The following is a 13675-nucleotide window of genomic DNA, read 5'->3' on the forward strand; positions in this document are numbered from 1 at the left end:
CCTGGCTGGTCAAAGCCTGCTCCCATTGGTCCTCCCATTCCTGGCTGGCCAAATCCTGCTCCCATTGGTCCTCCCATTCCTGGCTGGCCGAAGCCTGCTCCCATTGGTCCTCCCATTCCTGGCTGGCCGAAGCCTGCTCCCATTGGTCCTCCCATTCCTGGCTGACCGAAGCCTGCTCCCATTGGTCCTCCCATTCCTGGCTGACCGAAGCCTGCTCCCATTGGTCCTCCCATTCCTGGCTGGCCGAAGCCTGCTCCCATTGGTCCTCCCATTCCTTGCATACCTTGATCGAACCAGCCTTGATTTGTCGCTGCAGGTGAGCCTACAGGTACTTCTGCTGGACTTTCATCGAAATAAGGCGTTTGATCATCTGCTGGCATTTGATCAAATCCTGCTGGCATTTGGCCGCCCATTGGCATTTTGCCCATTCCTGGCATTTGGCCGCCCATTGGCATTTGGCCCATTCCCGGCATTTGGCCGCCCATTGGCATTTGATCCATACCTGGCATTTGGCCGCCTATTGGCATTTGGCCCATTCCCGGCATTTGACCGCCCATTGGCATTTGGCCCATTCCCATCATTTGGCCGCCCATTGGCATTTGACCCATTCCTGGCATTTGGCCTATTCCCGGCATTTGACTGCCCATTGTCAATTGATCCATTCCTGGCATTTGACCCATTCCCATCATTTGGCCGCCCATTGGCATTTGATCCATGCCTGGCATTTGGCCAAAGCCTCCTTGCATTGGGTTGGTCATCGGTAATTGCGGCATAAAGGATGAAGATTCATCATCAAAGCCATGTGGCATATATTCCGCACCTGCAACCCCTGGCATTGGTCCAAGTTGATTAGGCTGCATATTAGGTACCTGCGGCATTACCGCTCCTTGAACCTGTGGATAAGGCATAAATGACATTGGTGGACAAGGCGGCGGCGGGCACCATTGTGGCGGCGGCGGACAAAATCCTGTTCCAGGCATTATTGGTGATATAGGTACACAAAAATCTTGCGGCATTTGCTGCTGTACAGGGAGCTGGTTTTCCATAGGTGCTTCATGTACAGGCATAACTGGGTGTTCTTTTATCGGTGCTTTTACAGGTTCTTTTATTTCAGGAAGTATGTTTGTTGGTTTTGGAGGCAGTTGTGGCTGTTTAACCTCCATATTGGTCATGTTGTTCATATAATAGTTGTTAATGTCGATTTCTGGGATGATTTGCAGGGGCATTTTTGGAGTGTATGGTGTTTTTGGTGCTTCTTTTATTGGCGCTTCTTTTATCGGTGCTACTTTTATTGGTGCCTCTTTTATTGGTGCTTCTTTAATTGGTGCTGCTTTTATTGGTGCTTCTTTAATTGGTGCCTCTTTTATTGGTGCCTCTTTTATTGGTGCCTCTTTTATTGGTGCTGCTTTTATTGGTGCTTCTTTAATTGGCGCTTCTTTAATTGGCGCTTCTTTAATTGGCGCTTCTTTAATTGGCGCTTCCTTTATTGGCGCTTCCTTTATTGGAACCTCCTTCTTTGGAGCGGTTTTAATCGGCATTTCTTTTGGTTTCTCTTTGGTAAACGGTTGCCCAGCAATCGGCATTTCTTTCTTTGCGCCTAAATTGATTGTGGCCCCCGGCTTTGTTCCCATAGGCGCTTCTTTTTTTATGTTTCCACCTGAAGTTGGGACTTTTATTTTCATACCGGGCATAATCATATCAGGGTTGCTGAGCTGTGAATTCATCTTTTTCAGCTCTTCAAAATTCACGCCGTACTTCTTGGCGATTTTCCAAAGAGTATCCCCTTTCTGTACGATATGGATCTTCACTCTGATTTCCCTCCTATGCATAAGTCCATATATTCTATGTGATGATGGGCAAAGTGCTAACATTCTTCAGAAAAACTTATGCTTTTTTTCTAAGAAATATGAATCAACCTATCAAATATAAAAATAGATGCAATTTGTGAAAATTGCATCTACCCTTATCATTATGCGTTTTGTAACATACGATCCAGCGCTAATTTTGCATTTTCAGCAATTTCTGGCGCGACTTTTATCGTATTATTCGTCTCTTCTAGTGTATCTAAGCTCCACACTAAATGCGGCAGGTCAATTCGGTTCATGGTTAAACAAGGACACATCGCAGGATTTAACGAAATAATCTTCTTATCAGGGTGATTCATAATCAGGCGATTAACTAGATTCATTTCTGTTCCAATCGCCCATTCAGAGCCCGGCTCTGCTTTTTCAATCGCATTAATGATATAACTTGTTGAACCAGCCATATCGGATAATTCCACGACTTCGCGGCGGCATTCAGGGTGGACAATGATTGTCATATTAGGATATTGGCTGCGTGTATCTTGGACATTCTGAACAGTAAAGTTCTCATGAACAGAGCAGTGACCTTTCCAAAGGATGACTTTTATTTTTGAAGGATCCCCTTCGTATTCAAGCTTATTCGTTATTGGATTCCAAACGGCCATTTCATCTAAACCTATACCCAAGTCATAAGCGGTATTGCGACCTAAATGCTGATCAGGTAAAAATAAAATACGTTCTTTTTGAGTGAATGCCCACTTAACCATTGTCTCTGCATTCGAAGACGTAACACTAGCACCGCCATGAGCACCAACAAAAGATTTAATCGCTGCAGTAGAATTAACATATGTTAATGGAAGAATGGTATCACCAAAAATCCCCTGAAGGATTTCCCATGCCTTTTCAGTTTGATCTAAGTCTGCCATGTCAGCCATGGAACAGCCTGCACGCATGTCTGGGAGAATAACCTTTTGGTTATCGTTTGTTAATATATCTGCCGTTTCCGCCATAAAATGAACGCCACAGAAAACAATATATTCTGCTTCGGTATTTTCAGCAGATAGTTGTGCTAGTTTTAATGAATCGCCGGTTGCATCGGCAAACTGAATCACTTCATCCTTTTGATAATGATGACCTGGAATGAAAAGTTTTGAGCCTAATTTGTTTTTCACTTCAACTACTCTAGCCTCTAACTCTTCCTTCGACATTTGTTTATATTTTTCAGGAATCATCTTATTCTTTTGCATAGCTGCTAAAATACTCACGTTTATACCTCCCCTTCCCTAAAGAGAACTTTTACACTTATATCGAGTGCTTTATATGAATGTGTTAAGAATCCTAGTGAAATATAGTCAACACCTGTATCACGATAACCAGCTAAATTGGTTAATTGAATCCCGCCTGAAGCTTCCGTTATGAATCCTGAAGGAACTAATTTGATTAGTTCTTTAATTTCATCTGGAGTACGATTATCAAACATAATAACATCTGCACCGGCACTGACGGCTTCTCTCACCTGAGCCTCTGTTTCAACTTCTACCTCTACCTTCACCATATGACCGGCTTTTGTTCGAACACGTTCAACTGCATTTGTAATCGAGCCCGCAAACGAAATATGATTATCTTTAATCATGATCCCATCGTATAAACCAAAACGATGATTAAAGCCTCCTCCAGTTGTAACGGCATATTTTTCAAGCATTCTTAAGCCAGGTGTAGTTTTACGCGTATCACAAATTTTGGTATGGCCACTGTCCAATGTGGAAACAGCTTGACGTGTCAGGGTCGCAATTCCGCTCATTCTTTGGACGAGGTTAAGAACAACTCTTTCCCCTTTTAATAAATCCGCTATTTTTCCAGAGGCTGTTGCAAGCTTCTGTCCGTACTCAATGTTTTGACCATCCTTCACAAAAAGCTCCGTTACAATGTCATTATTCAAAAGTTTAAAACCTGTTTTAATAATTTCTTCTCCACAAAAAATTCCGTTATCCTTTGAGAGAAAGACGATTTCCCCTTCTGTATCGTCTGTAAAAATTAAATCAGTGGTAATATCCTGTTCCCCAATATCCTCGATAAAAAATTGCTCAAGTAGCGAGCGCAGTTTCAATGTATTCATGGTTACTCTCCATTCCCCGGCTATTTTTATGAATAATGGTTTTGTTTAACCAATAATGGTCGTCTTCCATGGGATAATCACTTCGAAAATGACCACCACGGCTTTCTGTTCGTTGTAGAGCAGCTTCGGTAATTAAGTTTGCAATAATCAACATAAAAATCTTTGTCATCTCTTCAATAGAATAAATATCAAGATTATTTATTCGGTGTACCTTAAAGGTATCTAACCATGCTGTCTGGTATTGGAGATTAGACTCATTTCTGACAATACCAACTCGTTCCATCATGGTATCCTTAATATCTTGTAAGTTCGGTAAGATTACCTTTTCTTGCGGGGAAAATGGACGAGTGATTTCGGTCCAAAGTGTATCTTCATATACAGCCTCATTTAGCATTGAAGATAACTTTTCTCCCATATATAACCCTTCTAATAAGGAATTACTCGCAAGACGGTTGGCACCATGCAACCCTGTGCATGCCGCTTCCCCAATAGCAAATAGACCCTTTATGGAAGTCCGGCCATATAAATCTGTTTTAATTCCTCCCATTAAAAAATGACTGCCGGGGGCAACTGGAATTCTCCCCTCAGATAACTGAAGACCATTATTTTCACAAATGGCGGTTATCGACGGGAATCTTTGCTTAAAGTTTTCAATTTTACTAATATCTAAATATACTTTGCTGCCTTTTTTAAGATATTCATAGATTTTCTGTGAGACAACATGCCTTGGGCCAAGGTCCTTAAGTGGATGAACACCTTCCATAATAGGAGTACCATCTTCCGTGATAAGAACAGCGCCTTCGCCGCGTACCGCTTCAGAAATTAACCCTTTTGTTTCACCATTTAGGTATAAAAGTGTAGGGTGGAACTGGATAAACTCCATATCAACGACTTCAGCGCCGGCTAAATAGGCCATTGCGATCCCTTCGCCGCTGACTGTATCAGCATTTGAAGTATAGGTAAACAATTGCCCGCAGCCGCCTGTTGCTAGGATTGTATTACGGCTGTAATAATTCTTTATCGTACCATCTGGCATTTTAGCTTTGACACCAATGCATCGTTTCTCGGAATTTAGTAATAATTCATAAGCAAAAACATCTTCTTCAATGGTGACATTTTCCTTCAGCGTGCTAATAAGGAACTCGACTACATTTTTTCCTGTCGCGTCTCCGCCGCCATGAACAATTCGCTTTTCGCTATGTGCCCCTTCCATTCCGAGCAGCAATTTACCTTCTGTATTTTTATCAAAAACAGATCCTTGTTCAGAAATGAACTTAATCAGCCTAGGTGCAGCATAAATGATTTCCTCAACAGCCTCTGGATTATTGTGATATCTTCCTGCTTCGTGTGTGTCAGCAATATGTTTACTTGGATGGTCATGCTCGCCGATCGCCGCGGCAATACCGCCTTGAGCAAGATAAGAATTGGCTGTTCTAATTTTGTCCTTTGTGAGTATCCTCACATTCAAATCCTTATTTAAAAGCGAGGCTAACTGCAGTGCAGCGATCCCACTTCCTAAAATTAAAACATCATCATTTATTGTCATCTCGAGTCCTCCTGGATTAACAGGTGTCTTGACATCTATATTTACATAGAATTAAACTATTTACAAGAGTTTTTTTAAAGAGCACCATGTTCCAAAAAAATAATAATATTGGAGATTACTAATGATATATTTTGATTTTGCGGCGACTACTCCATTAGATTCTGAAGCAGCAGAGGTGTTTGTGCAGGCTTCAACTGAGTTCTTTGGAAACTCAAGCTCCCTCCATGATTTTGGCGGGCAGTCACAGGACTTGTTAGAAAACTGCCGTGAAGAGCTGGCTAGTCTTTTGGGAGTTAATAAAAAAGGATTGTACTTTACAAGCGGTGGTTCGGAGGGGAACTTTTTAGCGATTGAGGCATTGTTGTCGGCTCCTAAAAAAACTGGGAAGCACATCATAGCTGGGATGGCTGAGCATTCTTCCATCCATGGTGTTCTCAGCCGTTTAGAAGGCTATAGCATTACTTATTTACCCCTTAATTCTTCAGGTCTCATTGACATTGAAGAATTGGAGCGTGCTATTACTCCTGAAACGATTTTAGTGATTGTGCAGCATGTTAATTCTGAAATAGGTACGATTCAGCCAATTGAAGAGATAGCTCATATTTGCAGAGTGCATGACATTCATTTTCACAGTGATTTTGTTCAATCTTTTGGAAAAATCGATTTGAAAAGGATTACCCCGCTTGTCAGCAGCTTCTCCTTCTCTGGTCATAAAATATATGGCCCTAAAGGGGTTGGCGGGGTTTATGTAGATCCAGCAATTTCTTGGAGAGCCTTTTTTCCAGGAGGATCTCATGAAAGAGGTTTTAGACCGGGAACGGTGAATGTCCCTGCGATAGCTTCTATGACTGCAGCTGCTCAAAAATTAAACGAACAACTTGTACAAAGCCACAATAGATTCTTAGAGCTTCGTGCCACTTTAATCGAGACGCTTGATCCTATAAAGGAATTTGTTCATATTTATCAAGCTGCTCCTAACTCTCAGTTACCTTCTATCATTGGACTGAGGATTTCTGGGATTGAAGGTCAATGGATGATGCTCGAATGTAATCGGTATGGGTTTGCGATTTCAACCGGCAGTGCCTGTCAAATTGGCATGCAAGCACCAGCAAAAGTGACACAGGCATTAGGATTAAGCCCTCAACAGGCAAAAGAATTTATCCGTATTTCTTTTGGGAAGACAACGAAGAGGGAAGATGTAGAAAAGCTTGGGGAAACTATTGTAGATATCGTAAAGAAATTTAAACTATAGAATTATGGTAAAATAGGGTTGAACAACGAGGAGGTACGTATGGCTGAACAGAAAAAAATTCTTGGCGATGAAAGGAGAGCTCTCATCCTGCAGCTGCTAAAAGACAGCCCTGTACCGCTTACAGGAAGCGAATTAGCAGCACGAACAAACGTAAGCAGACAGGTGATTGTTGGAGATATCACACTCCTTAAAGCAAAAGAAGAGCCGATCATCGCAACAAGTCAAGGTTATTTATATTTTAAACAAAACACTGGCGCACCCACATTCGAGCGGACGATTGCCTGCAGACACTCACCAGATGAAACGGTAAAGGAGCTAAATTTACTCGTTGACCATGGTGTATTGGTAAAGGATGTTAAAATAGAACATGCGGTTTACGGTGACTTAACGGCCTCCGTTATGGTATCGAATCGCCACGAGGTAAAACAATTCATGGATAACATCCTTAATACTAAGGCATCGTTGTTATCTGAATTAACTGGAGGCATTCATCTGCATACAATTGCAGCGTCTAGCGTTCAAACTTTAGACAAAGCAGAGGCTGCGTTGAAGGAAGCTGGGTTTTTGATTGAGGCATAAGGCATTCTCCCTCCTATGTAAAATTTCTGTTGGAAATTCTTACATAGGAGGTTTTTTTAGTTTTACGAAAAATCACGCGAAGGATAATGTCCTTATTTCATCGACTTCGCATTTATGGGAACAATACCCGAGGGAATTGTTCCCTTATTTCATCAACTCACCATTTACGGGAACAATAACCAGAGTATTGTTCCCTTATTTCATCAACTCACCATTTACGGGAACAATCACGGTTCCATTGTGCCCGTACAGTACAAAAAAGTACCGAGCAAATGCCCGGTACTTTTGTTTGAATTAAACCATTTTCGAAGGGTAGCTTCCTAGCACTGTAACTCCGCATCCAAGTGCTTCGAGCTCGGCCATTGCGCCTGGAATCAATACTTCATCAAGCTTCATTTCTAAATCAATAATAAAGAAATAATTGCCAATTCCTGTTTTCATTGGTCTTGATTCGATTTTTGACAGGTTAATTTTTCGCCATGCAAAGGCAGACAGTACCATATGAAGCGTTCCAGCTTTATCCGTCGGAAGTGTGACCATTAGCGTTGTTTTATAATGAGAAGAACCGCTAAACTCCTCAAAATTAATCCCCTTTTCTGATAGAACAAAAAAGCGGGTATGGTTATGATCAAAATCATGAATGTCGCGTTGAACAATAGATAATCCATATTCTTCAGCGGCCAGTTCATTAGCAATGGCAGCAATACGCTGGTCTGGGTGGTCCATCACCATCTTTGCAGCCGCAGCAGTTGAGCTGACACTTTCATAAGGAATCCCATGAAACTGATTATGTAAGAACTTATGGCATTGAGCAATGGCGTGGGAATGACTGTACACCTTATTAACATCCTGCCAATTTTCTTGATTATCCGGGTGGACCATCAAATGCTGTTTAATAGGAATGGTAATTTCCCCGACAATCGGCAATTGAACGACATGAGTTAAGTAATCCAATGTAATATTTACTGTACCTTCAAGGGTATTTTCAACAGGAACAACGGCTAGTTCCACTTTTTCACTGACAACCGCATCCATGGATTCAGGAATGGTCCGATATGGTTCAAGCTCAAATCCAGGAAAAACCTTTTTCACCGCTAATTCGGTAAAGGTTGCCTTTGGTCCTAAAAAACCAACTTTCATTTCACACACTCCCTAACAAAAATCTCTCTGCTGTAAAAAATCCATTATGCGCCTGTTCCAAGCACTTCAACTTTTTCTACGAATTCAAGTTTACGTAGTTCTGCAAGCAGTTCATCTATATCTGTAGAAATCTCGGTGGTATTCAACGAAAGTGTAACGTTTGCCCTTCCTTGCAATGGAATCGTTTGATGAATGGTCAACACATTGCAGCCAGAAGAAGCAACTACACTAAGAAGCTTAGACAAAGTGCCTGAACGATCTTCAAGATGAAAAAAGAGTGTAACTAATCGTTCCTTTACAATCGTGGAAAATGGAAATACCGTGTCCCTATATTTATAATAGGCACTTCTGCTTAAGTCTACTTGCTGCACCGCATCCCAAATAGACTCAGCCTTACCCCTTTCAAGCATTTCCTTTACATCGAGTGTTTTTTTCATCGCTTCAGGCAAGACGTCTTCTCTTATTAAGTAAAATTTTTTATCAAATTTTTCATTTTTCATCTTTATCCCCACCTGATTAGAAAAAGCTTAAGCGCCCGAACTACGCATTGGGGCGCCAAGCTTGATTTCTCAAAGTCCCCTTTGTACCCTACTCAACAAATTCAAATTCGAAGTCTAATAATTTAACGGTATCCCCATCTTTTGCACCTTTTTGTCGTAAAGCCTCGTCCACACCTAAACCACGAAGCTGTCTGGCAAAACGACGAACAGATTCTTCCGTTTGGAAATTGGTCATCTTAAATAATTTTTCAACCTTTTCCCCTTGAATCACAAATGAGCCGTCCGGTTCTCTTGTAATATAGAAGGCTTCAGGATCTGCCTCATGTTTGTAAAGAACGCGATTAACACCCGTTTCTTCTTCTTCATGATCGAGAGGAAATTCTGGAGTCTGCTCGATTTTATCGGCGATTGCATATAATAACTCTCTTAAGCCTTTTCTAGATAAAGCAGAAATTGGGAATATCCGGAAATCCTCTTCAAGGCGTTCCTTAAATTTCTGTAAATTTCCCTCTGCTTCCGGCATGTCCATTTTATTGGCAACAATAATTTGCGGACGCTCGGTTAAGCGGAGATTATACTCTTCCAGCTCTTTATTGATGGTCAGGTAATCCTCATACGGATCGCGTCCTTCCATCGCAGCCATATCGATTACATGAACGATAACCCTTGTCCGTTCAATATGACGTAAAAATTGATGCCCCAGTCCTACACCTTCACTCGCACCTTCAATTAATCCTGGAAGATCGGCCATAACAAAACTTCTATTGTCCTCTGTTTCAACCATCCCAAGGTTTGGCACGATTGTTGTAAAATGGTATTCAGCAATCTTTGGTTTTGCGGAAGAAACGACCGATAATAAAGTTGATTTTCCAACGCTCGGGAAGCCAACTAGTCCAACATCAGCAAGCAGCTTTAACTCAAGAATAACGTCGCGCTCTTGACCTGGTTCACCATTTTCGGCAAGCTCTGGCGCAGGATTTGAAGGGGTCGCAAAACGGGAATTTCCTCTTCCGCCACGTCCTCCCTTGGCAATGACTGCACGCTGACCATTTTCAACAAGATCGGCAATGACTTCTTTTGTTTCTGCATCCATCACTACTGTGCCTGGCGGTACCTTAACAATCATATCTTTAGCGTTTTTCCCGTGCTGATTTTTGGACATGCCATGCTCACCACGCGGGGCTTTCCAATGGCGTTGATAACGGAAATCCATTAACGTACGCAAGCCCTCATTTACTTCAAAAACTACATCGGCACCCTTACCGCCGTCTCCGCCAGCAGGTCCGCCCATTGGAACATATTTTTCACGACGAAAAGCGACCATTCCATTACCGCCGTCTCCGCCTTTTACGTAAATCTTCGTTTGATCGACAAACATGTGAATCCTCCTGATTTGACTGATAAACGAACGAAATAAAAGCCTACATCACTGACATAAAGACTTCTAACCCGAGTTCGTTCTCTGAGAATTCCCTTACAGTAACTTCCATTTCAGAGAAGTTCAGGAATTGTTCAATCAGTTCTTTTTTTATTATTATTCCGCTAAAATCAAAAAAGAAACGAACTCCATCTGATTGCGGTTGAATTGTTATTGATAAATGATTTTCCTGAAAGGCCTCAATCGCCTGATCCAAGCAAATAAAGAAGGATTTTGTCCAAGTCGACAAAATGTCATCATTTATTTTTACTGCCTCTAAATCGTTAAGAACCTCATATTCAAGCTGAAATAAATGATTCTCCCAATTTGATTTCAAAAGCAAGGAGGCAAACATTGGCAAATGAAAGTTCGACAGCTTCGATTCATGCTGTGCTTCAATGACAATTTCATTTATGTATGCTTTCGCCCGGTCAATTCTATTTAAATCCAAGTTCCCTTTGATTAACTGCAGCCTATTCAGCCAATCATGCCGTGAGTGCCGCAGCACTTCAACGATATCCCATTCTTTTTCCATAATCGCACTCCTAGCTTAAGTGTCGAAAAAACTATTTTCTGTTAGTATATCAAAAAAGTTCACATGAGTAAGCACTTTTGCGCGAATGTTTTCCAATTGAGGTATTATGAGGCTATTTTCGGGAGGTCAAATTGGAGTTTTTATTGGATATTTTTTCCTTATTATTTCAAAAAGAAAACCCTAACCAATCAGGTTAGAGTTTTCACTGAAAGCTTACGCTTCTTGAGCTGTTGGATAAACGCTCACTTTTTTACGGTCACGACCTAAACGTTCAAATTTTACAACGCCGTCGATTTTCGCAAATAGAGTGTCGTCACCGCCACGTCCTACGTTTTCACCTGGGTAAATCTTTGTACCGCGTTGACGGTAAAGGATTGAACCACCAGTTACGAATTGACCATCTGCACGCTTAGCGCCAAGACGCTTTGCGATAGAGTCACGTCCGTTCTTTGTAGAACCTACTCCCTTTTTAGATGCAAACAACTGAAGATCTAATTTTAATAACATGTATTCCACCTCCTACTTTTTGAAGGTAATTTTTATATGCTGTCCATATTCTTCTTCAATCGTTTGTAATGAAATAATCATTCCTTCTAGAAGAATCTGAACCTTCTCATGAGTGCCATCCGAAAGTTTCTCTGGAACAACACAGCGGAGAAAGCCATCTCCTTGTTCAATCTCAGGGGTAACACCGGTTAAGGCATGTACCGCATTGATTGCCCCAACGGCTACAGCGGATGCGCCTGCACAGACGATATCCTTGCCCCGTTTAGCAAAAAAAGCATGACCACTAATTATAAACGATTGGATAGAATTTGACTCATTACGGTTAATTGTAATGTCAATCATCTAATGCCCAACACCTTATGCGTTGATCGCTTCAATAACAACTTTAGTGTATGGCTGACGATGACCTTGCTTCTTACGGTTGTTTTTCTTCGCTTTGTATTTGAAAACGATGATTTTCTTAGCGCGGCCTTGTTTTTCAACTTTAGCCGTAACAGTAGCGCCTTCAACTAATGGGCTTCCTACTTTCACGTTATCTCCGCCAACGAATAAAACCTTATCAAATGTAACTGTTTCGCCTGTTTCAGCGTTAAGCTTTTCAATGTAGATAGCTTGACCAGCTTCTACTTTCAATTGCTTACCACCTGTTTCGATAATTGCGTACATACTTGCACCTCCTTATAAACTCAGACTCGCCATATACAGGCGCTATGCTTAGCGCATTAGACTTAATACCTGTGATGTGCGGTTGTAGCACGGGTGCTACAAACATAACATTGAAAAGTTTATCATGTTATAGGCGAAAGTGTCAATAGGATTCTCCAGCTTTTTGCTCTATCTCGTCATGATTCCCGAATTGTTTTATCACATAGTAATGATGAGCAGATGGCCGAATCGAAAAATATACTTTGAATTTCAGCCATTCTTCTAACATACCAAGATGCGGAGCAAGTTCATCATTCACAGCCTGTGTTGTTTCAACTAATACCGCCTCAGAATCTGAATTTTGGTGTTCTAACAACTCCCGCTCCAATCGGAATGCGATTGTCTCTGCACTTACTATTTTCCCAGTACCATTGCAAACAGGACATTTGACTTGAAGCGCTTCTGAAAGAGATACCTTTGTTTTCTTCCTTGTTAACTGCAGAATACCAAGTGCAGTAAAACCAATGATTTTGGTTCTCGTTTTATCCTTTTGGAATTCTTTTTCAATCGTTTCTTGTATGTAACGCTTGTCCTTTTCATTTTTCATATCGATAAAATCAATCAGGACTATACCGCCTATATCGCGCAATTTCAGCTGATGGGCAATCTCAATCGCAGCCAGGGAATTGGTTTTCACCACTGTATCCTGATAGTCATTTTTACCGGAGAATTTCCCGGTATTAACGTCAATGATGGTTAAAGCCTCTGTTTCATCAAATATCAAATAGGCACCATTGTCGAGCCAGACGATTCGCTTTAGTGCTTTAGCAATTTCATGCTCAATTCGATGAACGGTGAAGATATTTTCTTTCCCATTATAATAGGTAACATTTAAATTAGGGTTTCTCGATTGTATTTGCTGTTTTAGGGAGAGGTCATCAACAAAAACTTCACCTAATGACATATTCATGACAGACTCAAGTACCAATTCGGTAAAGGTATCTTTTTGATATAGAATCCCTGGCTTTTTAAAAGACGCAGCTTTCACCATTAGTTCTGCATACTGAGTTCGTAAGGTGCTCAGTTCATGCTCCATTTCCTCTTGAGTGGCTGAGGTACTGGATGTCCGAAAAATTAGGCCTTCTTCTTCACTTTTCAGTTTCATACCAAAACTTCGGAGAGCGTCCTTTTCATCAACAATTTTTTTAGAGACTGCCACATAGCGCCCTTGAGGCATATATATAAGGTTGTCTCCAGATATCTCAATGATCCCCGTCACTCTAGCACCTTTAACGCCTGTCGCATCCTTATCAACTTGTACCAATAACTTTTCTCCCTGATGAACGAAGGATGATACACCTTTCTTCTCTTTTTCGATACTCCGTTCCGGTGATAAAACATATGAAGCAAGTACATCACGATGGAGATAGGCATTTTTCTCTTCGCCAATATCGATAAACGCCGCATTCATACCAGGCAAAACCTTCGTTACGGTCCCATAATAAATATTACCGACCAAAGATCTCTGCTCTGGCCGGTCAAAAATTATCTCTTCAACTGTATCATTTCGAACGAAAGCAAATCTCTTTTCCCTAGAATTTGCATTAACAATTAACTTTTCCAATCTAACATCCTC

General features: G+C 41.3%; 13 protein-coding genes, 2 pseudogenes and 1 other annotated feature. Of the genes and pseudogenes, 3 read left to right on the forward strand and 12 right to left on the reverse strand.

Annotated features, from left to right (window positions below):
* Positions 1-1209: 1209 nt before the first annotated feature.
* Positions 1210-1476 (forward strand): annotated as a pseudogene (locus ACIQAA_RS03210) (pentapeptide repeat-containing protein); the annotation flags it as partial.
* A 245-nt stretch (positions 1477-1721) separates the two neighbouring features.
* Here the strand turns inward: ACIQAA_RS03210 and ACIQAA_RS03215 are convergent.
* The 4 genes and pseudogenes from ACIQAA_RS03215 to nadB form a co-directional block, all read right to left on the reverse strand.
* Positions 1722-1871: pseudogene (locus ACIQAA_RS03215) on the reverse strand (LysM peptidoglycan-binding domain-containing protein); the annotation flags it as partial.
* Between the two features lie 98 nt (positions 1872-1969).
* Positions 1970-3067 (reverse strand): quinolinate synthase NadA, encoded by a 1098-nt coding sequence (gene nadA / locus ACIQAA_RS03220; protein WP_402614876.1) that lies wholly within the window; start codon positions 3065-3067, stop codon positions 1970-1972.
* 2 nt (positions 3068-3069) lie between these two features.
* Positions 3070-3918, reverse strand: coding sequence for a carboxylating nicotinate-nucleotide diphosphorylase (gene nadC, locus ACIQAA_RS03225; protein ID WP_402614879.1), 849 nt, complete (start codon positions 3916-3918; stop codon positions 3070-3072).
* A complete protein-coding gene (gene nadB / locus ACIQAA_RS03230) occupies positions 3887-5464 on the reverse strand; it encodes an L-aspartate oxidase (protein ID WP_402614882.1) in 1578 nt (525 codons plus the stop codon). The genes nadC and nadB overlap by 32 nt, the downstream gene beginning before the upstream one ends.
* 121 nt (positions 5465-5585) lie before the next feature.
* On the opposite strand from nadB, the gene ACIQAA_RS03235 reads away from it, so the two are divergent.
* Both ACIQAA_RS03235 and ACIQAA_RS03240 read left to right on the forward strand, forming a co-directional pair.
* On the forward strand, positions 5586-6716 hold the full coding sequence (locus ACIQAA_RS03235; protein WP_402614885.1) for an IscS subfamily cysteine desulfurase: 1131 nt from the start codon (positions 5586-5588) through the stop codon (positions 6714-6716).
* 39 nt (positions 6717-6755) lie between these two features.
* Positions 6756-7295, forward strand: coding sequence for a transcription repressor NadR (locus tag ACIQAA_RS03240; protein WP_402614888.1), 540 nt, complete (start codon positions 6756-6758; stop codon positions 7293-7295).
* Positions 7296-7589: 294 nt separating this feature from the next.
* Here ACIQAA_RS03240 and pheA read toward each other — a convergent pair whose 3' ends face one another.
* From pheA to ACIQAA_RS03280, 8 genes are all read right to left on the reverse strand, one after another.
* Positions 7590-8435, reverse strand: a complete 846-nt coding sequence (gene pheA, locus ACIQAA_RS03245) for a prephenate dehydratase (protein ID WP_402614891.1) — start codon at positions 8433-8435, stop codon at positions 7590-7592.
* A 44-nt stretch (positions 8436-8479) separates the two neighbouring features.
* Positions 8480-8935, reverse strand: a complete 456-nt coding sequence (locus tag ACIQAA_RS03250) for an ACT domain-containing protein (protein ID WP_402614893.1) — start codon at positions 8933-8935, stop codon at positions 8480-8482.
* A gap of 88 nt (positions 8936-9023) precedes the next feature.
* Complete coding sequence (obgE, locus tag ACIQAA_RS03255; protein WP_402614896.1) at positions 9024-10313, reverse strand: GTPase ObgE; 1290 nt, start codon at positions 10311-10313, stop codon at positions 9024-9026.
* A 43-nt stretch (positions 10314-10356) separates the two neighbouring features.
* Positions 10357-10887 carry a Spo0B C-terminal domain-containing protein gene (locus ACIQAA_RS03260; protein ID WP_402614899.1) on the reverse strand — a complete coding sequence of 177 codons (531 nt, stop codon included), beginning with the start codon at positions 10885-10887 and terminating at the stop codon, positions 10357-10359.
* Positions 10888-11100: 213 nt separating this feature from the next.
* Positions 11101-11394 (reverse strand): 50S ribosomal protein L27, encoded by a 294-nt coding sequence (gene rpmA, locus ACIQAA_RS03265; protein WP_034674968.1) that lies wholly within the window; start codon positions 11392-11394, stop codon positions 11101-11103.
* Positions 11395-11406: 12 nt separating this feature from the next.
* Positions 11407-11736 (reverse strand): ribosomal-processing cysteine protease Prp, encoded by a 330-nt coding sequence (locus tag ACIQAA_RS03270; RefSeq protein WP_402614903.1) that lies wholly within the window; start codon positions 11734-11736, stop codon positions 11407-11409.
* Positions 11737-11751: 15 nt separating this feature from the next.
* Positions 11752-12060, reverse strand: a complete 309-nt coding sequence (gene rplU, locus ACIQAA_RS03275) for a 50S ribosomal protein L21 (protein ID WP_402614906.1) — start codon at positions 12058-12060, stop codon at positions 11752-11754.
* Between the two features lie 12 nt (positions 12061-12072).
* Positions 12073-12154, reverse strand: a sequence feature (ribosomal protein L21 leader region).
* Between the two features lie 48 nt (positions 12155-12202).
* On the reverse strand, positions 12203-13663 hold the full coding sequence (locus ACIQAA_RS03280) for an Rne/Rng family ribonuclease (protein ID WP_402614909.1): 1461 nt from the start codon (positions 13661-13663) through the stop codon (positions 12203-12205).
* Positions 13664-13675: the final 12 nt, after the last annotated feature.

The organism is Neobacillus sp. NPDC093182 (assembly GCF_044754045.1).